The organism is Pseudomonas sp. LBUM1640 (assembly GCF_059716225.1).
Map to the genome: position 1 here is coordinate 5,784,394 of NZ_CP166816.1, position 22,892 is coordinate 5,807,285.

Annotated in this window: 19 protein-coding genes and 2 pseudogenes; 13 read left to right on the forward strand and 8 right to left on the reverse strand. The window is 60.1% G+C overall.

Translation table 11 applies throughout. The annotated features are described in order from the left end of the window. Positions 1–98 precede the first annotated feature (98 nt). Positions 99–1,322 (reverse strand): OprD family porin, encoded by a 1,224-nt coding sequence (locus tag ACA065_RS25715; RefSeq protein WP_497692057.1) that lies wholly within the window; start codon positions 1,320–1,322, stop codon positions 99–101. A gap of 183 nt (positions 1,323–1,505) precedes the next feature. On the opposite strand from ACA065_RS25715, the gene ACA065_RS25720 reads away from it, so the two are divergent. The 5 genes and pseudogenes from ACA065_RS25720 to ACA065_RS25740 form a co-directional block, all read left to right on the forward strand. Next, entirely contained in the window at positions 1,506–2,402 is an 897-nt protein-coding gene (locus ACA065_RS25720) for a LysR family transcriptional regulator (protein ID WP_497692058.1), read from the forward strand. 109 nt (positions 2,403–2,511) lie between these two features. Continuing rightward, complete coding sequence (locus ACA065_RS25725; protein ID WP_497692059.1) at positions 2,512–3,939, forward strand: YfcC family protein; 1,428 nt, start codon at positions 2,512–2,514, stop codon at positions 3,937–3,939. 19 nt (positions 3,940–3,958) lie between these two features. Beyond that, positions 3,959–5,788 (forward strand): CocE/NonD family hydrolase, encoded by a 1,830-nt coding sequence (locus tag ACA065_RS25730; RefSeq protein WP_497692060.1) that lies wholly within the window; start codon positions 3,959–3,961, stop codon positions 5,786–5,788. 163 nt (positions 5,789–5,951) lie between these two features. Further along, positions 5,952–6,968, forward strand: a pseudogene (locus ACA065_RS25735) (methyl-accepting chemotaxis protein); the annotation flags it as partial. A 309-nt stretch (positions 6,969–7,277) separates the two neighbouring features. After that, a pseudogene (locus ACA065_RS25740) lies at positions 7,278–7,871 on the forward strand (methyl-accepting chemotaxis protein); the annotation flags it as partial. Positions 7,872–8,210: 339 nt separating this feature from the next. On the opposite strand, the gene ACA065_RS25745 reads toward ACA065_RS25740, so the two are convergent. From ACA065_RS25745 to ACA065_RS25760, 4 genes are read right to left on the reverse strand one after another with little or no spacing between them, the layout of a single operon-like run. Beyond that, positions 8,211–8,579, reverse strand: coding sequence for a glyoxalase superfamily protein (locus tag ACA065_RS25745; RefSeq protein WP_497692061.1), 369 nt, complete (start codon positions 8,577–8,579; stop codon positions 8,211–8,213). Positions 8,580–8,608: 29 nt separating this feature from the next. Next, positions 8,609–10,072, reverse strand: a complete 1,464-nt coding sequence (locus ACA065_RS25750; RefSeq protein ID WP_497692062.1) for an N-acyl-D-amino-acid deacylase family protein — start codon at positions 10,070–10,072, stop codon at positions 8,609–8,611. Position 10,073: 1 nt separating this feature from the next. Continuing rightward, complete coding sequence (locus tag ACA065_RS25755; RefSeq protein WP_497692063.1) at positions 10,074–10,934, reverse strand: MurR/RpiR family transcriptional regulator; 861 nt, start codon at positions 10,932–10,934, stop codon at positions 10,074–10,076. Between the two features lie 26 nt (positions 10,935–10,960). Continuing rightward, positions 10,961–12,310 carry a GntT/GntP/DsdX family permease gene (locus tag ACA065_RS25760; protein ID WP_497692064.1) on the reverse strand — a complete coding sequence of 450 codons (1,350 nt, stop codon included), beginning with the start codon at positions 12,308–12,310 and terminating at the stop codon, positions 10,961–10,963. Between the two features lie 247 nt (positions 12,311–12,557). Between ACA065_RS25760 and ACA065_RS25765 the strand changes: the two genes are divergently transcribed. Next, entirely contained in the window at positions 12,558–12,950 is a 393-nt protein-coding gene (locus ACA065_RS25765; protein WP_497692065.1) for a lysozyme inhibitor LprI family protein, read from the forward strand. 4 nt (positions 12,951–12,954) lie between these two features. Here ACA065_RS25765 and ACA065_RS25770 read toward each other — a convergent pair whose 3' ends face one another. Continuing rightward, complete coding sequence (locus ACA065_RS25770; RefSeq protein ID WP_497692066.1) at positions 12,955–14,400, reverse strand: SulP family inorganic anion transporter; 1,446 nt, start codon at positions 14,398–14,400, stop codon at positions 12,955–12,957. 323 nt (positions 14,401–14,723) lie between these two features. Between ACA065_RS25770 and ACA065_RS25775 the strand changes: the two genes are divergently transcribed. Genes ACA065_RS25775 through ACA065_RS25805 form a run of 7 tightly spaced genes read left to right on the forward strand, consistent with a single transcriptional unit; the run spans position 14,724 to position 20,944 of the window. Continuing rightward, entirely contained in the window at positions 14,724–15,827 is a 1,104-nt protein-coding gene (locus ACA065_RS25775; RefSeq protein WP_497692067.1) for a pyridoxal phosphate-dependent aminotransferase, read from the forward strand. A gap of 1 nt (position 15,828) precedes the next feature. Further along, the gene (locus tag ACA065_RS25780; protein ID WP_169367601.1) at positions 15,829–16,746 is read left to right on the forward strand and encodes a 3-methyl-2-oxobutanoate hydroxymethyltransferase; all 918 of its coding nucleotides are present in this window, start codon (positions 15,829–15,831) and stop codon (positions 16,744–16,746) included. Beyond that, positions 16,739–17,560, forward strand: coding sequence for a diiron oxygenase (locus tag ACA065_RS25785; protein ID WP_497692068.1), 822 nt, complete (start codon positions 16,739–16,741; stop codon positions 17,558–17,560). Before ACA065_RS25780 ends, ACA065_RS25785 begins: the two co-directional genes overlap by 8 nt. A 10-nt stretch (positions 17,561–17,570) precedes the next feature. After that, positions 17,571–18,617, forward strand: a complete 1,047-nt coding sequence (locus ACA065_RS25790; protein ID WP_497692069.1) for a fatty acid desaturase — start codon at positions 17,571–17,573, stop codon at positions 18,615–18,617. Beyond that, positions 18,607–19,824: a diaminobutyrate--2-oxoglutarate transaminase gene (locus ACA065_RS25795; RefSeq protein WP_497692070.1), complete on the forward strand. Its 1,218-nt coding sequence runs from the start codon at positions 18,607–18,609 to the stop codon at positions 19,822–19,824. Before ACA065_RS25790 ends, ACA065_RS25795 begins: the two co-directional genes overlap by 11 nt. 10 nt (positions 19,825–19,834) lie before the next feature. After that, on the forward strand, positions 19,835–20,302 hold the full coding sequence (locus tag ACA065_RS25800) for a nuclear transport factor 2 family protein (protein WP_497692071.1): 468 nt from the start codon (positions 19,835–19,837) through the stop codon (positions 20,300–20,302). Positions 20,303–20,314: 12 nt separating this feature from the next. After that, on the forward strand, positions 20,315–20,944 hold the full coding sequence (locus tag ACA065_RS25805) for a LysE family translocator (protein ID WP_497692072.1): 630 nt from the start codon (positions 20,315–20,317) through the stop codon (positions 20,942–20,944). A 42-nt stretch (positions 20,945–20,986) separates the two neighbouring features. On the opposite strand, the gene ACA065_RS25810 is transcribed toward ACA065_RS25805, so the two are convergent. Both ACA065_RS25810 and ACA065_RS25815 read right to left on the reverse strand, forming a co-directional pair. Next, positions 20,987–21,880: an NAD-dependent epimerase/dehydratase family protein gene (locus tag ACA065_RS25810; protein WP_497692073.1), complete on the reverse strand. Its 894-nt coding sequence runs from the start codon at positions 21,878–21,880 to the stop codon at positions 20,987–20,989. 104 nt (positions 21,881–21,984) lie between these two features. Further along, positions 21,985–22,881, reverse strand: coding sequence for a LysR substrate-binding domain-containing protein (locus ACA065_RS25815; protein WP_497692074.1), 897 nt, complete (start codon positions 22,879–22,881; stop codon positions 21,985–21,987). Positions 22,882–22,892: the final 11 nt, after the last annotated feature.

The following is a 22,892-nucleotide window of genomic DNA, read 5'->3' on the forward strand; positions in this document are numbered from 1 at the left end:
CTCCGCTGTAGGGCAACACGATTTCCCGTGTCATCCAAAACTAAAAGGGCCCGCAGACTAGCACACAAGGCCCACCTCTGATCAGCCCCCTGCCGCGGCTACCACAGTGCCAGATCGTAAGTCAGGTAGAGCCGATAGTTGTCCCGGTCGCTGGCATAGGTCGAACGATAGGTCGCCTTGCGCAACTCCATGCCCACGCCTTTGAAAGCACTGTTCTGGACCACGTAGCGCAGGTTGGTGTCGGACTCCCACTCCCGCGCCTCGCGCCCCTTGTAGTCACCGTTTTGCCCCTTGTAATAGCGGGTCATGAAACTCAAGCCAGGCAGCACAGCGACAAAATCGTAGTCGTAGCGCAGCATCCAGGTTTGTTCACCGGCCTGGATGAACTTGCCCACGCCAGCGTTACTGAAGGAGTACACCGTCGATACGCTGGCATAAGGCAATGCGGTCTCTCCAGTGACTTTCTGATAACCGACACCCAACGCCTGCGCGCCCAGGCGGTAGGTGAACAGCCCACTGAACATGTCGCTGTCGACCTTGCCGTTACGCGCCGCCCCCGCCTCGTTGCTGATGAAGTAGCGCAAGTCGCTGGTCAGCGTGCCACTGCCCACCGGCTGCTTATGCACAAGGCCGAAAAATTGCTGACGGTAGAACTCGCGCATTTCGCCGTAATACCAGGTGCCACTGAGCGTTGGAGTGAAGGCATAGGTGGCGCCGGCAAAATCGAAGTCACTGCCCTTCTTGCCGCTGTAGCCCTGGGGATAAATATCCACGCTGTCGGTGGAATTACGCTGCTTGAATTTGTCCAGGTGCCCCGCGTGCAGGTACAGGTCGCGAATGCCGGTGTACTCCACCTGAGTACCCTGGAAGGTCTGCGGCAGCAGTCGCCCATCGTTGTGCACCAGCACCGGGATCTTCGGCAGCAATGTGCCGGTTTTGACCACGGCATCGCGCCAGCGCATCTTCGCGGTGACACCCAGGCTCGAAAACTCACTGGCGGCGTGACCGTCGTCGTGCACTGGCAACAAGCCTGTGCCGGCGTGGGTGGGGCTGGAGTCTAGCCTTAGCCCTGCCAGCCCTAACGCATCCACGCCAAAACCCAACGCACCCTCGGTATAACCCGATTGCAGGTTGAGCAGAAAACCTTGCGCCCACTCCTTGCGATCATCGCCGCCGTCGCGGTAATCGTCGTTGAAGTAAAAGTTACGCAAGATCAATCGCCCCTGCGAATCCTCCCAAAAACCTTGGGCCAGGAGCGCGGGTGACAGGGTTGCCAGCAGGCCGGCCGAGGCCATTTTTCCCCGATTAAAAAGCTTACGCATCGCGGTTTCCTCAATGCCTTATTGTGGTTTTTATGGGCAATTCCATCGCGCGACACACTGGACGACACGTCGCGTTGGAGCGGACACTAACGGCTCGTCGAAAGCCCCACAACGTTATGCGAGATGCGCATCAGGCTATGCGCAACGCACCGTCAGCCCCTCGCAACCGACAGGAAACCCACGGTGAATCTCAAGCAGCTCGAAGCCTTCAAGGCGATCATGTCCACTGGCTCGACCATCGGCGCGGCCACGCGCATGGGCCTGTCGCAATCGGCGGTCAGCCGCCTGTTGAGCCAGCTGGAAGAGGCCTTGGGGTTCGCGTTGTTTCTGCGCAAAAAGGGCCGCCTGATGGCCACCGCAGAAGCGCAAGAGTTGCTGAAGGAAGTCGCCGGCCTGGTGGACGGCATGCAGCGCATCCAACGCTTGGCCGACGAAATGCGCGTGGGCCGCTCGCGCAAAAGCCTGCTCAAGGTTGGCGTGCCCACCAGCATGACCCAAGAGTTGTTGCCGCGGATTGTCGCGGAGTTTCTCAAGAACCATGACGACATCGTCGTCGAGTTGTTGACCGGTTCTTACGACATGATCGAGCGCGCCGTGCTCGACCGCTCCGCCGATTTGGGCTTTGTGCGTTTGCCGACCGAAATCGCTGACTTCGACATCGAACCCGTGCTCGAAACCGAGGGCGTATGCGTGATGCCTGCCGACCATCCACTGGCCCGCCACGCGTGCATCGAGGTGCAGCACCTGCGTAACGTGCCGCTGGTCATGCTGGGGCGGCAACGGGCTTTGCGGGCGGAGTTGAACCAGGTGTTTCGCGCCGCCAACCTTACGCCGCAAGTGCGCGTCGAAGTGCACTCGGTGGGTGCGGCGTGCAGCTTTGTCGCCGAAGGCCTGGGGGTGTCGATCGTCAACGGTTTGCTGGCCAGCCACTTCCTGCATTTGCCGATTGTGACCCGGCCTTTTCGCCCAGCGCTGCCCTACGCTTTCGGCCTGGCCTATCGCGCCAATGAGCCTCGCCCGCCGGTGGTGACCGCGTTTGCCGAGCATCTCAAACAGCGGCTGAACGCGCAAAACGCATAGCCCAACCCACCCTGCGCATAACGTTGTCGGCGCAAAAACTTTGCCCTAGTGTCCGCTCCACACGCGTCACTCCCCCATAACAAAAACGGCAAACGCCGGGGCAGCCAGCATGAGCGAATCACACAACATCGCCACCCAAGCGGTGGTGGAAAAACCCACGCAACGCAAACAGATCAACCCGGCCATTATCCTGCTGAGCATCGTCTTGCTCGCCGTGGCCTTCACCTACGTGGTGAACTCGGGCACGTTCGAGCGCCAGAAGGGGCTGGTGGTCCCGGGCTCCTATCAGGTGCTGGAAAAACCCGACAGCCTGAGCCAACTGTTTGCGCTGGAACCGCGCAAGGCCGGCGATACGGTGGCTCGTCCGGTGTCGCTGGTAGAAGGTTTCATGGCCGTCCCCCAAGGCATCGAGAAACGCGCGGCGCTGATTTTCATGGTGCTGTTCATCGGCGGCATGTTCGGCGTGCTGAACAAGGCCGGTGTAATCGACGCCGGGCTGGAGCGCCTGCTGGGGCTGACCCGCGGCAATATCTACGTACTGGTGCCGAGCTTGATGCTGGTGTTCTCCGCCGGCAGTACCTTCATGGGGCTGGCCAAGGAATTTATCCTGATCGTGCCGCTGATGGTCGCCATGGCCAATCGGCTGGGGCTGTCGAACCTGATCGGGCTGGCGATCGTCACCATCTCGGTAAAGATCGGCTACCTGGCGTCTATCTCCAATCCAGTGGCGCTGTCGGTCGCCCAGCCGATGGTCGGGTTGCCGATATTCAGTGGGCTGAGCATGCGCGTACTGGCTTACTGCACCTTCCTGCTGGTGGGCATTGCCTTCGTGTTGTGGAGTATTCGCAAGCACGGTTTCGATGCGACGGCGCAGATTACGTTCGAACGCAAACCGCTGCCCACGCGCCATCTGATCAACCTGATCGTGCTACTCACAGGCATCGGCTTTTTGGTCTACGCCTCCAATCGCTGGGGTTGGAAGTACCACGAACTGTCAGCCTTCTACCTGCTGCTGACGCTAGCTTTCAGTGTGATTGCCGGGCTGGGTGCCAGCGCCGCCGCCAGTGCGTTTGTCGATGGCATGAAGAAAGTACTGATTGCCGGCGTGCTGATCGGCCTGGCCACCGCCGTGGAGATCATCCTCAGCACTGGCCAGGTATTGGACACCATCGTTCATAGCCTGGCGAACCTGGTGGGCGATCACGGGCCGATTGTGTCGGCCTATGGCATGTTCTTCGCGCAACTGGGCCTGGATGTGTTGATCCCGTCCACGTCGGGCCAGGCCGCGGTGACCATGCCGATCTTCGGCCCGCTGGGCCAGCTGTCTGGCGTCAGCCCGCAGACCACGGTGTTCGCCTTTTTGATGGGCAATGGCCTGACCAACATGATCACCCCAACCTCCAGCGGCCTGTTGGTGTTACTGGCCACCGCCAACGTCGGCTGGGGCCAATGGGCGCGTTACATCCTGCCACTGTTTTTGATCTACGCCGCACTGGCGATGGTGTTGCTGGCCATCGCGGTCACGAGCGGGTACTAAGTCGATGAGTGTTTTCCCCATGCAAACGCTGCACAACCAAAGGGTCCCGATGCGCGATGGCATCCACCTGGCCACCGATATCTATTTGCCAACCGACAGCGACGGCCCTTTTCCAGTCGTCATCGAACGCACGCCCTACGACAAGAGCAAACCCTCGCGCTCGGAAAAACAGCTCGACGGCCAGCACATCTCACGTGAACAGATGGCGGCGCGTTTTACCGAACAAGGCTTTGTCGCCATCTTCCAGGACTGCCGTGGGCGCTATGCCTCCGAAGGGCTGTTCACCAAATACACCGCCGAGGGCGAGGACGGTTTTGATACGTTGGCCTGGTTAGCCCGGCAACCCTGGTGCAACGGCAAAGTCGGCAGCATGGGCCTGTCTTACGCCGCCCATACACAGCTGGCGATGGCCTGCCTGCAGCCACCTGGGTTGAGCAGTATGGTGCTGGACAGTGGCGGCTTCGCCAACGCCTACCAGTGTGGGATTCGCCAGGGCGGCGCATTCGAACTCAAGCAGGCTACGTGGGCTTTTCGCCAGGCCAAGGAAAGCCCGGCGGCCCTGGCAGATCCGCACATTCGCCACGCGCTGGAGCAAGAGGACATTTACCAGTGGTTTACACGCATGCCCTGGCAACCCGGCCAGTCGCCCTTGCGCCATGTACCGGAATACGAGGCCTACGTGCTGGACCAATGGGCCCAGGGCGACTTCAGTGAATATTGGCGCAAGTCGGGTATCTACGCCGAAGGTCACTACTCGCAACTGCCGGATATCCCGGTGCTATTCATGTCCAGCTGGTATGACGCTTATGTCAGCTCCACCCTGGCCAACTACAGCGCTTTCACGCAAAGCGGCATAGCCCGGCCACGACTGGTGATGGGCCCATGGCTGCATGGTGACCGTAATATCAGCCACAGTGGCGACGTGGAATTCGGCCCTGCAGCCGTGTTTGATGGCCAGGTTGATCGGGACTGGCTGAGTTGCCGCCTGGCGTGGTTCGAACAAACCCTTAAACCATCGCCGCAACCCACAAAGGCCAGTGTGGAGGTTTTTCTGATGGGTGGCGGCACTGGCCAACGCGACCACAACGGCCGCTTGCAACACGGTGGGCGCTGGCTGCAATCGACACAATGGCCACTGCCGGGCAGCCAGGAATTGACCTTGTATTTGAATGGGCAAAAACAACTGACGCACAGCGCTCCAACCGACGTCGACGCTCACTTGAGCTACTTCGCCGACCCCGCCCACCCGGTTCCGACTATCGGTGGCGCACTGACCTCCGGTGCCCCGGTATTTTTGGGCGGTGCTTTTGATCAACGTGAGCGTGCCGACTTCTTCGGCACCCGAGGCGACAACCGCCCACTGAGCGAACGCGATGATGTCCTGAGTTTCCAGACCGAACCACTGGACGAAGACCTGATCGTCGCAGGTAGCGTACAGATCGAGTTGTGGATCGACAGCGATGCGCCCGACACTGATTTCACCGCCAAGCTGGTGGACGTTTACCCACCGAGCATCGATTACCCCGACGGCTTTGCGATGAATATTACCGATGGCATCCGCCGCTGCCGCTATCGCGATTCCTGGGCACAACCGACGCCCCTCACCGTCGGTGAGCGGGTCAAAGTGCTGATCGACCCCTTCGCCACTTGCAACCTGTTCAAACGCGGCCATCGATTACGCCTGGACATTGCCAGCAGCAATTTCCCGCGCTTTGACGTCAACCCCAACAGTGGCGAACCCTCAGGCCAGGCCAACCACCCACGGGTCGCACGCAACACCCTGCACCTGAGCCCAGGCACTGCGTCTTGCCTGAGGCTTACCGTGGTGCCCAGCACTACAACACCGTGAGCCCGTGGGTCGCCATTGCTGCATCGCGATGGCGACTCTTCGTCGCACCCGCAAGAAAAGTATTTCAGAATCGTCCCCTCCCGCCGATACAGCCCTACACACTTAGGCTGGCTCAAACAACAACACCGTCCAGCAGACACCCCTCATTCTTGCGGAGCATTCGATGAATAGCTGGTTCGGCAACATCAGCGTCAACCTCAAACTCGGCCTGGGCTTCGGCCTGGTGCTGGTCCTCACGTCGATCCTGGCACTGACCGGCTGGACCAGCCTGGGCGGCCTGATCGACCGCAGCAACTGGATGAGCGACATCACCCAGTTGAACGCCTCGCTGACCAAGCTGCGCATCGTGCGCCTGCAGTACATGCTGGCCAACGGCGATGAAGCCGTGGCACAGAACGTCCAGACCAATCTCGACGCCTTCGCTGCCCAGCAACAGAAACTGTTGAACAGCTTCAAGAGCCCGGAAAACCTCAAACTGCTCAACGATCAGAAAGCCGTTATCACCGCTTACCAACAGTCGTTGAACAAAATGCGCGAGGCCTACCGTAACGGTAACGCCGCGCGCCAGGTCATGGGCGACAAGGCCGACATCGCCAATGCCCAGATCGACGCGCTGGAAACCAGTGTGCAGCAGATGCCGGACAGCCCGGAGCGCTTCACCCAGTACCAGGCCGTCACGCACGCCAAGGAAGACTTGCAGTTGGGCCGCTACGAAGTGCGCGGCTACACCAATAGTCCCAGCGCAGAGACCGAAGCCCGCGCCGCTGCACAGATCGAAAAAGCCATCAGTGGTTTGAAAAATCTCAGCGCCGCATTCGGCACCAGCCAACAAAGCGCATTGAGCTCACTGGAAACCGCGCTCGGCGCCTATCGCAGCGCCGTACAGAGCTATAAGGCAGCCAACGCCAACATCGTCAGCGCCCGTGCGGAAATGACCACCCAAGGCGCCGACATCGTCACCATCAGCGATAAGCTGTACGACATTCAGCTGGAGCGCCGTGACGTCGAAAGCACCCAGGCCCGCAGCCTGCAACTGATCAGCACCTTGCTCGCACTGCTGGTCGGCATCATCGCGGCACTGGTGATTACCCGCCAGATCACGCGCCCGATCCAGGAAACCCTGGCCGTGGTGGAGCGCATCGCTTCCGGCGACCTGAGCCACAACATCCAGGTGACCCGTCGTGATGAACTGGGCGTGTTGCAACAAGGCATCCAGCGCATGGGCACTACCCTGCGCGAACTGATCAGCGGTATCCGCGACGGCGTGACTCAGATCGCCAGCGCCGCCGAAGAGCTGTCGGCCGTTACCGAGCAAACCAGCGCCGGCGTGAACAGCCAGAAGATCGAGACCGATCAAGTTGCCACGGCGATGCACGAAATGACCGCCACCGTGCAAGAAGTCGCCCGCAATGCTGAACAAGCGTCGCTGGCCGCTGCCGATGCCGATGGCCAAGCCCGTGCAGGCGACAAAGTGGTGGCCGAGGCCATCGCCCAGATCGAACGCCTGGCTGCGGAAGTGGCACGCTCCACCGACGCCATGACGCACCTGCAACAAGAGAGCAACAAGATCGGCAGCGTGATGGACGTGATCAAGGCCGTGGCCGAGCAGACCAACCTGCTGGCACTCAACGCCGCGATTGAAGCGGCACGTGCCGGTGAAGCCGGCCGTGGGTTTGCCGTGGTCGCCGACGAAGTCCGTGGCCTGGCCCAGCGCACACAAAAATCCACCGAAGAAATCGAAGGCCTGGTCGCTGGTTTGCAGAACGGTACCCAGCAAGTCGCCACGGTGATGAACAACAGCCGCAGCCTCACCGACAGCAGCGTTGAACTGACGCGCAAGGCCGGTGTGTCGTTGGAAAACATCACCCGTACGGTGTCGAACATCCAGTCGATGAACCAGCAGATTGCCGCCGCCGCCGAGCAGCAAAGTGCCGTGGCTGAAGAGATCAGCCGTAGCATTGTGAACGTGCGTGATGTGTCGGAGCAGACCGCCACGGCGAGTGACGAGACAGCGAAGTCGAGCGTGGAACTGGCGCGCTTGGGCAGCCAGTTGCAGCAGATGGTCAGTCATTTCCGGGTTTAAAAACCTGACTAAGCGCATTCACTGTGGCGAGGGAGCTTGCTCCCGTTGGGCCGCGCAGCGGCCCCTGCTCAAGTTGATCGAGATTTGACGTTGGGAACGCATTGAATGCCTTGGGGCTGCTACGCAGCCCAACGGGAGCAAGCTCCCTCGCCACAGGCAAACTTAGACATACTCGGCCCTCCTTGAGTTGGGCCTTACCTGCAGCGCACTTACCGGAACACGTGAGCCTTCAGACGCAGGTCGATTGCGTCTTTTGAGATAGCAACCCCAGCCGCAAACTGGGTTTGCAATAAAAAACCGCCCTACTAAGGCGGTTTTTTATTGCCTGCCATTTACCCGTCAGCCCTCGCTTTCCTCGACAAACACCAGCCGATTCCCAAACGGATCGCCGATGCTCATCTCCCGCGAGCCCCACGGCGTTTCCTCAACCCCAGGCTTGGCATAACGGTAATCCTTGGCCTGCAACTGCTGCTGATACGCGTCCACGCCTTGCGCCTGGATCCGCACCGCCGACCCCGGCGACGCATCGCCATGATGCTCGGACAAATGCAGCACGCACTCGCCCAATGACACCTGCAGATACAACGGGAAATTCGCCTCGAAGCGGTGCTGCCAGTCGACCTTGAACCCGAGGAAGTCGACGTAGAATTCCAACGCTTTGGCCTCGTCGAATATCCGCAAAATGGGGGTGACTTTTCCTAAGTGCATGACGACAGCTCCGTGTAGGGGAGCGCCCACTATAAAGACGAAAACCCGCCACGCAAATCCCCACTGCGCGCCAAAAACCGACCCGGCCGCTGACCATTGGCCTGCCCGTCGCTGTAGCTCAATACCCCATTGATCCACACGCCATCAATGCCCTGTGCCGCGCGCTGTGGCTCTTTAAAGTCCGCCACATCGCGCACGCGCAACGGGTCGAACAACACCAGATCCGCCCAATGCCCTTCACGGATTTCCCCACGTTCGGCCAGGCCGAAGCGCGCCGCCGACAGCCCGGTCATTTTGTGCACGGCCGTGTGCAGCGGGAACAACCCCACATCCCGGCTGAAATGCCCCAGCACCCGTGGAAACGCGCCCCACAAGCGTGGATGCGGAAATGGATCCTCAGGTAAGCCATCCGACCCGACCATCGACAGCGGATGCGCGAGGATGCGTCGTACATCCTCTTCATCCATCCCGTAGTACACCGCCCCCGCCGGTTGCAGGCGACGTGCTGCGTCCAGCAGTGAAACCTCCCACTCGGCGGCGATAGCCTGCAAATCACGCCCGCCGACTTCCGGGTGTGGCGTCGACCAGGTGATGGTGATGCGGAACGCATCGGTAACCTGCTTCAAATCCAGGGTCGAGGAACTGGCCGCGTAGGGATAGCAATCACACCCCACTGGATGGGTCTTTGCAGCCAGCTCCAGCGACGCCAACAGCTGCGGACTACGCCCCCAATTACCCGCGCCTGCGCATTTGAGGTGGGAAATAATCACCGGAGCCTTGGCATGTCGGCCAATCAGAAAGGCCTCGTCCATCGCCTCCAGTACCGGCTCGAATTCGCTGCGCAAATGCGTGGTGTACACCGCCCCGTAGGCCGTCAGCTCCTCACTGAGTTGCAGCACTTCATCGGTTTCGGCATTAAACGCGCTGGCGTAGGCCAGGCCTGTGGATAAACCGAGGGCGCCGGCTTCCAGGCTCTCTTGCAACTGCACACGCATGGCGGCGATTTCATCCTGTGTGGCGGTGCGGTGCAGGTCGTCCATATGGTTGCTGCGCAGCGCCGTATGGCCAATCAACGCGGCGACGTTGACGGCCGGATGGGCACTTTCCACGGCGGCGCGGTAATCGGCAAAGCGCGGATACGCGAACGCTTCACGCGAACCCAGCAAGTTCATCGGGTCTGGCGGATCACTGCGCAAACTCACCGGCGAAGCGCTGATGCCGCAGTTGCCGACAATCACCGTGGTCACGCCCTGGCTAAGCTTGGGCAGCATTTGCGGATGGCGGATCACCACGGTGTCATCGTGGGTGTGCACGTCGATAAAACCTGGCGACAATACGCGGCCGCTGGCGTCGATCTCGTGCTCGCCGGTTGCGGTCGACAAATCGCCGATGGTCTCGATACGCCCGCCACGCAGCCCTACATCGGCGACATAGCCCTCGGTGTTGCTGCCATCAATGATCAGCGCTTGGCGAATCAGCGTGTCGTACTTCATATCAGTCTCCAAGCGGCAGGCTATCGGGGCCGCCGCGATAATCGTCCAGGGCCAGCTTGATCCGGCGCAGGCGTTCCTGGTTGTCGTCTGGCAGGGCCAGCGCCAGCTCGGTCGCGAGCAGGTCAATGGCCAACAGCATTCCGTAGCGCGCCGCGGTGGGCTTGTAGATAAAACTGGTTTCGGCCGGTTGCAGCGGCAGCAGCACGTCCGCCAGCTGAGCCAGCGGTGAATCGGCCAGGGTGATGGCGACGATGGGTGCATCGTAGTTGCGCGCCAGCCTCACCACGTCCAACAACTCGGGCGTAAGGCCAGAGAGCGAGCACACGATCAGCGCATGTTCAGGGCCCAACGTCGCGGCCGTGACACGCATCATCACCGGGTCGCGGCAGGCGGCAATCGGGTAACCCAGGCGCACCAGGCGTACCTGCAACTCTTCACTGCACACGCTCGACGGGCCGCCCATGCCGAATGCGTGGATCATCCGCGCCTTGCCTAGAAGGCCGACTGCATCGACAAAACTCGCCTGGTTAAAGCCTGACAGATGCTGACGCAACGTCGCTTCGATATCGCCGAGAATCTGCCGATGAAACGCCGATTGTTCCGGCAACCCCGCCGGGTCCAGGAAGCGGCTGCCAACCCCACTGGCCTGCGCCAATTGCAGGCGCAAATCACGCAAATCCCGGCAGCCCACGCTGCGTGCGAAGCGCGACAAGGTGGCCGTGCTGACCTCGGCGCGTTGCGACAACTCTTCCAGGCTGGCCGACGCGGCAAAGCCCACGTCATCAAGCATCAGCTTGGCGATACGGCCTTCGCCAGCGCTGAAGGAATCCTGGCGGGCGCGGATCTGGTAGAGGATGTCCATCGGGGCTCCGGGTTACAAAATGAGGCTTATAAAACAAGAGACAGGCCATAGGTCAGACCGAACGCCACAACCGAGATCAACGTCTCCAGCACAGTCCAGGTCTTGAAGGTCTGGATCACCGTCATATTGAAGTATTCCTTGATCAGCCAGAAGCCGCCGTCGTTGACGTGGGAAAAAATCACCGAGCCCGCACCGGTAGCCAACACCAGCAATTCGGGGTGTGGATAACCCAGGCCCATGGCAACCGGCGCGACCACACCGGAAGCCGTGGTCATGGCCACCGTGGCCGAACCGGTGGCGATGCGCATCAGCGCGGCAAACAACCAGCCCATCACCAGCGGCGACAGGTGGAAGGCATGCGCCAGGCCGAGAATTTCATTGGTCACGCCCGCGTCCACCAGGATGCGGTTCAAGCCGCCGCCCGCGCCCACCAGCAAAGTAATGCTGGCGGTCGGGGCCAGGCATTCGTTGGTGAACTTGAGGATCGCTTCGCGGTTGAAACCCTGGGCCAGCCCCAAGGTCCAGAAGCTCACCAAGGTGGCCACCAACAGCGCGATCACCGAGTTGCCGATAAACAGCAGGAACTGGTTAAACCCCGTGCCCGGTGTAGAAATCACGTTCGCCCAGCCGCCGATCATCATCAGCACCACCGGCAACAGGATAGTGCCCATGGTCAGCGTAAAGCTCGGCAGACGGGTGCGCGGTTCGCGCTCGATAAACTGACGCTCCAGCGGGTTCTCCGCCGGCAGGTGAATACGCGGCACGATGAACTTGGCGTACAACGGGCCTGCGATAATCGCCGTGGGAATCCCGATCAGAATCGCATACAGCACGGTCTGCCCGACCGAGGCGTTATACGCCAGCACCGCCATCATCGCCGCGGGGTGCGGCGGCACCAACGCATGCACCACCGACAAACCGGCGACCATCGGCAAGCCGACCATCAGGATCGATACGCCGACGCGCCGCGCCACGGTAAAGGCGATCGGCACCAGCAACACAAAACCGACCTCGAAAAACAGCGGCAGCCCCACCAGGAAGGCGATGCACACCATCGCCCAATGCGCATTGCGCTCGCCAAAACGGTTGATCAGCGTGCGCGCCACCTGCTCGGCGCCACCAGACTCAGCCATCATCTTGCCGAGCATGGTGCCCAGCGCCACCACCAGGGCAATATGCCCCAGGGTTTTACCGACGCCCGCCTCGTACGAACCCATGATGGTGTCTGCCGGCATGCCAGCCATCAGCGCCAGGCCGATGGACACCAAGGTGATGACAATAAACGGGTTGAGTCGGTAACGTGCGATCAGCACGATCAATGCAATGATGGCGATGGCAGCGTATGCCAACAGCCCGAAGCCCAGTGGTGCGGCCATGCGGTACTCCTTGGGAAGGGTCACGTCGAATTGGTTGTGAAACTCATAAATCATTACCCGGTATAATTTTCAATTTTTATGAAAGTAATTTTCGCCCACGGATAAGTGCTGTCGCTTGGGGATATGCCCAGCGCCAACGCGTGAAAATTCGGGGGGTGTTTTTACATGAAGTTTTTTGCGCATCGAAACTCAACTGCCAGGGCCGAGTCTCAGGTTGCAGCCCCAACTACGATCAGGAACCCCAACAATGAATCGCAAGACCCTGCTTGTTCCTTTCGCCGCCAGCGCGCTACTGCTGGCCTTTTGCGGCAGCGCTTCGGCCGCCGACAACGCAGCCTTGAAGAACTGCATGGACAGCGCCAACACCACAGCGGACATGGTCAATTGCAACGCCAAGGAAGCCAAAGTGCAGGATGCGCGCCTGAACAAGGCCTACAAAACCGCACTGGCCGCCCAGGAAGGCGCGCGCAAGCAGCAATTGCAGGATGTTCAGCGCCTGTGGATCAAATACCGCGACGCCAATTGCGGCTTCGCGGGTTCCGCCACGGGCGGCACCATCGACCAGGTCAACGGCTCTGGCTGCATGCTGGACATGACCCAGACCCGCGCGCAGGAGCTGGAAGACCTGGTCGGGCCGTGATCAGTTACTCATGATGAACGCGCGCGCGCTTTAGCAACTGCTTGCAGCGCTCCGACAAATGCAGCACCCGCAGGTGCTTGCCAGCCTTGGTGTAGCGCTCGCGCAAGGTCATCAACGCGGCAATCGCTGAATAGTCGACGAAGCTCAGGTGACGGCAATCAAGCGTTACCTGCGCCGGGTCGTTGGCCGGGTCGAACTGATTCAAGAACGGCGTCGTCGAGGCAAAAAACAACGTGCCATGCAGCCGATAGAGCTTGCTGCCATCGGCTTCCAGATGTTCATCGGCATACAGCTCACGCGCCTGCTGCCAGGCGAAGTTCAGCGCCGCAATCACAATGCCGCAGAGCACCGCCGTGGCCAGGTCAGTGAAGACGGTGATCACTGTCACCGCCAGAATCACCAGCACGTCGTTGAGCGGCACCTTGTTGATCACCCGCAACGACGCCCAGGCGAAGGTCTGCTGCGACACCACAAACATCACGCCCACCAGCGCCGCCAGCGGAATGCGCTCGATCAGCGGCGACAGAAACAAAATGAACAGCAGGATCATCACCCCGGCAAACACCCCGGAGAAACGCCCGCGCCCACCGGAGCTTAAGTTGATCACGGTTTGCCCGATCATCGCGCAGCCGCCCATGCCGCCGAACAGGCCCGAGACCATATTTGCCGCGCCCAGGGCCACGCTTTCGCGGTCAGGGTAACCACGGGTCTCGGTGATTTCATCGGTGAGGTTCAGGGTGAGCAGGGTTTCCAGCAGGCCGACCATCGCCATCAGGAACGCGTAGGGCGCGATGATGCCGAGGGTTTCCAGGGTCCAAGGGATTTGCGGCAAGGCAAAGCTCGGCAGGCCACCGGCGATGTGGGCCATGTCACCCAGGGTGCGCGTCGGCAAGCCGAGCAGATACACCGCCAGGCCGACGCCCAAAATCGCCACCAACGCAGGCGGCACCGCACGCGTCAGGCGTGGCAGCAGGTAAACAATGGCCATGGTCGCCACCACCAGCCCGGTCATCACATACAGCGGCGTGCCGCTGAGCCAGCTTTCACCGCTTTTGAAATGCTCCAGTTGCGCCAAAGCGATGATGATCGCCAGGCCATTGACGAAGCCGAGCATCACCGAATGCGGCACCATGCGCACCAGCTTGCCCAGGCGCAACAGGCCGAACGCGATCATGATCAGCCCGCCCAGCAATACCGTCGCCAGCAAATACTCCACGCCGTGCTGCACCACCAGCGCGACGATCACCACCGCCATCGAGCCCGCCGCACCCGAGACCATGCCAGGCCGGCCGCCGAATAACGCGGTGAGGGTGCAGATGATAAAGGCGCCGTAGAGCCCCATCAGCGGGTTGAGGTGGGCAACCAGGGCAAAGGCGATGCATTCGGGCAGCAGCGCAAAGGACGTGGTGAGGCCGGCCAGGGCATCGGCGCGCAGACGGGTGAGGTTCATGGGTCTACCAGGCGAACAGCGGTGAAAAGGAAGGTGGCGAATCTTACGGAATTGAGGTGATGCCGACCAGCAATCGGTAATCGCCCATCAACGACCTATTTATAAGCCATATACGCCAATGATAACGACGAATACGCCACTGCACTGGCGATCGGGTTTCGATTGGCTAGAACTCAAAGCGCGCCATTAATTGGATCCAATTCTTTCTCAGCACGTATTGCACTTAGGGTCGTGGACAGGATTTGTCCCCGTAGTGACCTCTGAATCTGAAATGCAGTTTTAGGCATTCGAGTCACTCAGCCAATGGATATGGAAGGGGCAATATGGACATTTTCGCCGACTTGGAAGCCAGGCTATCCCTGCTTGCGCACAGTTATTCCCTGCATCAGGGCAAGCTGTATAAAAACCCCGACCTGATCGAGACCCTCAAGAACATCCCCGCCCCGCTGATTGCGCCGGGGAAACACTCCATCGAGGGCGGTGAAAAACCGCTCAAGCGTAAGCTCGCCGAGGTCTTTCTGGCGCAGGCAGGCCGGCACGATGAAATCGTCCTGTGCAATGGCGGGACCCACGGCCTGAGCCTGTGTTTCAACCTGTTCGTGCGCCCTGGGAAAAACCGTGTGCACGTGATCAGTCCGTACTGGATGTACTTGCCCGGTGTCATTGAGCAAGCGGGCGGGCAAATGGATGAAATAGCGGCCCTCCACGACGGCGCCCTGGTGCCTGAGCCACAGTTACTGGCATTGATCGAATCACGGTTGGGCTGCGACTCGGCGGCGCTGTACCTGGCGGTGCCTGCCAACCCATTGGGTAACTACGCCAGCGACGACTTTGTCATGCACTTGATTGGCCTGTGCGAACGCCACGATATCGCGCTGATCGTCGACCACGCGTATTTCGGTTTCGGTGAGCGCGACACCGACACCGAGCACTTTGCGCCACTGCCTGATCTGTACCAGCACGCGAGGGTCAGCAACGTCTTCACTTTCAGCAAACTGATGGGCATACCCGGCGCCCGGCTCGGCTTTATCCACAGCAGCGCACCCCATGCCGCTCAGTTGGAAAAGCTATACCGCAACACCAACTACACACCCAACAGTTTCTCGCAGACCATTGCCTATCACTTCCTGCTGGAAAAACACCTGATCAGCGAGCGCCGCAGGTTGTATTTCGAAAACCTGCACCTCACCCGGGCGGCACTGAACGGCCACTGCCCCTTACCCAGTGGCGGGTTCTTTGCGTTCTTGCCCCTGCCTGGCGCACTCACCCTGGAAGACCTGCTCAATGCCGGTATCGGTGTGGTCGACGGCCGATTGTTCGGTGCGCATTACGCTTCCTATGTCCGGTTGTGCTTCACCTCGGAACCCCCGCAACGTCTGAAGGAATGCCTTGCCCTGTTGACCTCCCTGATTGCCCGAGAGAACTGACATGATCACCACAATGCTCAACTCAAGAACCTCGCCAGATGCAGCCTGCGGTCTGAAAATCAACCTTTACCGCGACTTCGAATACAAAGCGGTCGCCCGCGCCATCGCCGATTTGAAGCTCAAGAATGTCGAGTCGGTAATGGTCGGTGATTCCTACTTCATGACACACCTGGGTCGCCATACCACCCAACTCAGTGAGCAGGATCTGACGCTGTCCAAGACCTTGCTGCCTGGGCTGGTGGCCGAGGTGCGCCAGGAAATAGACAAAAACGAATACAACATCCCCAAACCGGCCCTCATGGCCGATATTCCCGGAGGCCTGACACCCAAGGAAACCCTGGCGATTACTGCGGATTACATCCAGGCCGGCGCCGACATCATCAAGCTGGAAATTCTTGAGCAGGCGGATCTGTGGCCATTGCTTGAAGTCGGCAGCCAACACCATGAGTGGGCCATCCATATTGGTTATACGCCGCAAAAAAACGAAAACCGTGTCTACGGCAATGACGCTGAAGAAATCGGCCGGCTCAAACAGCTGCTCGACCAGGGTATTGCCGCCGGTGCGCGATTTGTCATCTTCGAGCGCGTCACCGAAATCGCCAACCAGATCCTGACCCGCCATGCCCTGGATAACGGTGTAATCCCCTACTCAATCTTCTCTGGCAAGGCGCGCTTTTCCGGGCAATCGCTGAATGTATGGGACGCGGTGGTCAAGTCCGGCCGGGAATCGATCTTCTTCCCGCCGACCGCCATGATCGAGCGCGACAAAGTCACCACGCATTACACCGACGAGCTCATCAATACGTGCATTTCAAAGTTGCTGACGTTGGCGACGGCCAATGTCTTTCCGCCGTCGCCCCACCACAAGATCAGCGTCGATACTTACTTGTCGATCCTGGAGGGGAACGTCAATGTCTAAGATCGACACTGCATTGACTCACTGGAAGAACAAGGCCTCCGTACGCCACTGGTACCCCGAGTTCATCGCGGATGAGAAGCCCGACTACCCCTTGGAACTGCTGCCGGCGTTCACAACGCCCGACTTGGAACAATTTGAAGCCCAGCGCGCCTCCATCGCCACTGGACTGTGGCTCAACTACAACTGGCGCACTATCCAGGCCGAAGAACATATCGCCCTGCCGGCGATTCGCTTTCTTGTCAGCCAAAAAGGTTTACGCACCACCGTCAAGCGCGGCTTGATGCAGACCGCCACCGACGAGCAGTACCACACCTACTTTCATACCCTGGCTATCGACGACGCCTTGAAGCGCTACGCACTGGCGTTTTCACCGGCCCTTTCAGTCACGGTCAAGACGATGCAGGCACAGCTGCTGGAGGAGCCGGACCCGTTCAATCGCGAACTGATCATCGTCGCCTATGCGGCAGTGGCTGAAGTCAGTATCAATGCGTTCCTGGAAACCCTGTCGCGTTGCACCACCATCAAGGAGAGCAACCGCGCGCTGGTGGACCAGCACAACCGCGACGAGGCCATTCACTCGCTGATATTCATCGAGGCCACCCACGATTTGTTGCATGCCCTTGAACCGCAACAGGCGAGCTTTCTCAGCGATGCCATCGAGCATGCCCGTGACAGCTTTCTGCTGCATGACTTCAGCATGTACGAAACGATCCTGGCCGCGCACGGTGTCCACGCGCGCTTCAGCACCACGTCAACGAGCATGAGCCGCGATATGCGTGGCGTCGACAAACTGCTCAAGACGCTCAGGGTCTAGGGAGCACGCCATGTCTATGATCCTGATCGCCTGGGCGCTGGTTAGGCTGTTGGAGTGGCGTCGCTACCGCGACGACCGCCCGGTGCGCGAAGCCATCCTGGCGGGCGAACGGCCCAATACAGTGCTCGCCCATGACCATTGGTACGAGGTGCTCTCGTTCAGCGCCGTGTGGCTGGAAATCGCCCTGTTGGCCGGTGTGTGTTACTGGTGGCCGCACCCGGGAGTGGTCCTGGCGGCCGCCGTGTTCATGGGGGGACGCTTTCGCGTGCTCCAGGAAATCGGGCACACGGCCCTGCATATGGGCTTCGGCACAGACCGGCTGCTGCAATTTCGCATCGCCGATTACTTGGGTAATTTTCCGACCTTTCGCGCGGACTCCAGCGCCCGTTATCAAAGCCACTGCGTCGCTCATCACCCGCATGCCGCCACCGAAGAAGACCCGAACGTGGCACGGCTGAGAAGAATCGGCCTGGTACCGGGAATCAGCCCGGCACGGTTCTGGCGCTTGTTCTTCCACCCGCTCACACCCAGTGGCCTGCGTGAAACCCTGACCATCATGAGGGACGGCTGCGCAGGCTCGCACAGTCAGTGGCCCCGCCTGGGGGTGAATGGCCTGATCCTGTCGGTGCTTTACCTGGTTGCCGGTCCTTACGCCCTTTGTGCCTACGTGGTTGCCTTGTTGGTGTTCTACCCGCTGTATTCCTGGTGGTCGTTATTGGTGGAACACCGTTGGTTCATGCCGTACACCGCGTCGGGCAACGACAAGTCTGCGCATGACAAACAGGTCACCCAACGCACCGAGTATGGTCACTTCAATGGCTTGCTGATGCGCACACTGGTATGCCCACTGACCGATTCCTACCATTTGCTGCATCACCTGCACCCGCGCCTGCACTGGAAATACAGTGCAGTCGCAGACCAGGCGCTCAGTGAGATCGACCCGCATTACAACGACAACAAAAGCCAGGGGTTTGTGTTCGACGGCAGCAACCCGCGCACCGCCATAAAAGATCTCTACCACCGCTTGGTCAACAAGGACGTCAACCATGGAATCTAATGTCAACGCCTATGGCACACCGTTCGGTAAACAGATAGTCCGCGCCCGCAATGAATACTTTTTCACTGCCGATGGCGAAGCCTATTTCGACCTGTTTTCATCTGCCGGCGTGGCCAACTTCGGGCACAACAACCCCACGATCAAAGCACGCCTGATGGATTACCTGCAGCAGGATGGGCCGGTGCATAGCCTGGACTTTTTCACCAGCGCCAAGGCCGACTTCATTCACTTGTTCGAAACCACTGTCCTGCCGCCGCGCTACCGGGGTTATTACCACTACTACTTCGCGCCGCCTGCTGGCACCTTGGCCATCGAGGCAGCCATCAAATACGCGCGAAACGCCACTGGCAGGCGCGAAGTGGCGTGCTTCACCAACGCGTTCCACGGTCTTTCGTACAACGCCTTGTCATTGACCGGTAATGCCACAAAGCGCAAGTGCGCCTATACCGATCTCGCCTCGGTACTGCGCCTGCCGTATGAGCACTACCTGGGCACGGACGTCGATGCCATCGCCCTGTATGAACAGTTGCTCAACGACGAAAGCTCGGGCTACGGCCTGCCGGCCGCCGTGATCTTTGAAACGATCCAGGCCGAAGGCGGCCTGCACACCTGCTCCGGCGCCTGGTATGAAGGACTGCTGGCGCTATGCGCGCGAAAAGGCATCGTCACCATTGCCGATGAAATCCAGGTCGGCTGTGGCCGCGCCGGTGGGTTCTTCAGCTTTGAAGCCCTCTCGCAGACCTATCCCGACATCATCTGCCTGGCAAAAAGCCTCTCCGGCTTTGGGCTGCCAATGTCTCTGGTGCTGGTGAAAAAAGACCTGGACACCTTGAACCCTGGCGAAAACAGCGGCACCTTCAGGGGCAATACGTTGGCGGTACAGTCAGCGTGCTTCATGCTCGAAATGTTCACTTCAAGCACGTTTCGCCAACAGCTCACGGGCAATGAACAGATCTTGCATGAGGCAATGGCCGAGCTCGCCGGGCGCTGTCCGGTGCGGGGCCGCCACATGATCCACGGCATCGAACTGGAAAATACCGCCACCGCCAAACAGGTGCTGGAACAACTGCGCAACGAACACATCCTGGTCGAGCAGTGCGGCGGGCAGAGCCGCGTGATCAAGATCATGCCACCCTTGACCTGCGATCCCAACAACCTGCAACAGGCGCTGGGCACCGTCGTGCGCACCGTCTGTGACCATACGTGAGGGCCGTTGAATGAACGACAGGTTACTGGCTGAAAGGCTCGCCATTCAGGACCGGCTCTGCCAGTTCCAATCCACCTTCGACTTGCTGGACTGGCACCGCATGCAAGGCTGCTTGTGGGAGCACTTGCACGTCGATTATTCAAGCTTCAGGGACGAACCGCCGGGGCTCATCACGCGTGAGGCCTACATCGCCCTGCGCCAGGCAGCCCTGAGCGAGCTTAAGATGCAGCATAATTTCTCCAATCTCCTGGTCAGCGTCAGCGGGGATAACGCCAGCGCGCAGTGCAACTACCAGATTTATCGCTTCCGTACCGCAAACTGCCAGGGCGAGACGGATTTTTTCCACTCTTACGGCCGTTACTTCTTTGACCTTGCCAAGCGCGAGGGCGAATGGCGAATCTGCCGAATCCGCCAAGAGCTGATAGCCAATCACGGAACACCCGGCCTGCACCGCGCAGCCCTGGTCAAAAAAGACTGAACCTGAGGCGATATGGATATACGACAGATCCTCACTTTTTCCCTGATCGCCTGGCTGTCCATTGCCAGCCCCGGCCCTGCGGTCGTGCTGGCGATAAAAAACAGCCTGCGGCAAGGTCCGGGGGCGGTGCTGTACGGCGCATTGGGCAATATCTGCGGGCTGTTTTTTCTGTCGCTGGCGGCCATGCTCGGGGTGGGTTTGCTGCTCAAGACCAACCCATGGGTATTCACTGCCTTGAAAACCTCAGGGGCGCTGTACCTGTTCTACCTTGGCGTGCAGCAATTGATCGCCAAAAAGAAACTGTTTGGAGCGCAGGCAGAAAGCCCTGCCGTGGCGCGGTCGTTTGGCGCGCTGTTCAAGGAGTCATTCCTGCTCTCCATCAGCAACCCCAAACCCATCCTGTTTTTCACCGCACTGTTTCCGCAGTTCATCAAGCCCACCTCATCCTTGAGCGTGCAGTTTGTGGTGTTGACGGGAATTTTCATGCTGCTGTCACTGCTGACGCTGCAAGGTTACGGCTTGGCTTCGCGCAAGATGGTCAGGCTGCTGAGCCAGCCGCGAATCGCGACCCTGGCGAGCCGGGTGATTGGGCTTTGCTTTATCGGTTTCGGCGTACTGCTGCTGACCTATAGCCTGCCGTAACGACGCGACCCGGCATTCGTGGATGCCGGGCCAGCTGCGGGGTCAGACCATTTCGTTGCGAATCCACTCCACCACCGACGTCCGCTTCGGCGCCCAGCCCAGCAGTTCACGGGCATGCTTGCCGCGCACCCGGCTGTTGGAGCCCAAGCCATAGTTGGCCATTTCATAGCCCCACTCGGCTTCAGCCTCGGCCAATGGCCAATCCTGTGGTTTGCCCAGGTTCAGCGCGTCGGCGATGGCGGTGGTCATGTCGACAAATGCCGCTTCACCGCTTTCCACGAAGTAGAAAGTGCCCGGCACATTCTTCTCAAGCGCCAGCAAGTACAGCGCCACCACGTCTTCAATATGCACGTTGGACCAGATGTTCTGCCCGGTGCCCACATGGCGCACCACGCCACTTTTGCGCGCCTGCTTAAGCAGTCGCGGCAGTTGCACGCTGTCACGCTTCACGCCCAGGCTGTGGCCGTAGATCAGCGTGTTGCAGATCACCGCCGAATTCACGCCGTCTTTGGCGGCCGCGAGAATCAGGTTGTCGATGGCCACGCGAGCGGCCTTGTCGACGGTCGGCTCCGGCAGGTTGTCTTCAACGTAGATGACATCGCTGGCCTTGCCGCCCGACGCATCACCGACGATGCTCGAACCGCTGGTGTGCAGGAACGGCTTGTTGGAACCCTTCAAGGTCGCCAGCAAGGTTTCCACTGCAGCACGGTGGTCGCTGCTGGCGGCGTTGATGACTGCATCGGCCTTCGAAGCCTGCTCGGTCAACACGGCCGAATCGTCCAGCGTGCCGATCACCGGAGTGATACCAAGGGAAGTCATTTCAGCCGCTTGTTCGGCGCTGCGCACCAGGCCGGTAACGCTGTGGCCAGCCTTGACCAGGCCGGTGGCAATGGAACCGCCGATAAAACCGGCTGCGCCGGTAATGAATACGTTCATGGAGTGTTTCTCCTGACTGGGTAAGTGATGGGTCCATTGTTGCGGACCCATCCCTGTCGAATAAGACCCTGTTGCCCAATTCAATCTTGCGCGCAGGTCACGAATCAGCTGGCATACCGCGCCAGCTTGGTCTGAATGAAGTCCAGGAAGCATTGGATGCGCAACGCCAACTGCGAATTGCGGTAGAACACCGCGTGGATCGGCTGGCGATAACCACTGTTGAACGCCTCCAGCACCGGCACCAGGCGCCCGGCGTTGATATCTTCGACCGTCATAAAGTTCGACAGGCAGCAAATGCCCTGCCCTTCCAGCGCCAACTGGCGCAGGGTTTCACCACTGGAGGCGGCGATACTCGGCTGGATCAGCCAGCGGTCGCCTTCCACATGCCGTAGCGGCCAATGGTTGAGGGTTTCGGTCTGGGTGAAGCCCAGCAACGTGTGGTCGGCCAATTCGGCTACCGTGGTGGGCGTGCCGTATTGCTTGAGGTAGCCGGGGCTGGCGAGGATATGCAGCGGCGTACAGCCCAGCGAACGGGCATGCAAGGTGGAGTCGGCCAGGGCACCAATGCGGATGGCAATGTCGGTGCTCTGCTCCAGCAGGTCGATGATCAAATCGTCGCTGTTCAGCTCCAGCTGGATCTGCGGGTAGAGGCTGCGAAACTCGGCGATGTACGGCACGATCCCGTGCAGCATGAAGGGCACGGCGGCGTTGATGCGCAGGCGCCCGGCCGGGTTTTTCTGGCGTGACGACAGGCGCTCTTCCAGGTCATCCATCTGCGCCAGGATCACCTTGGCCTGCTCGAAAAAGTACTTGCCCTCTTCGGTCAGGTCCATGCGCCGGGTGGTGCGGTTGATCAGCGTGGTGTCGAGCTTGGCTTCCAGGCGCGACAAGGTGCGGCTGACGGCCGAGGGCGTCTGCCCGACCTGCTCCGCCGCGGCGGAAATCGAGCCGCACTCAATCACGCTGACGAAGATCTGTAACTCATCGGATCGGGCTTTCACAGGCTGTCCTC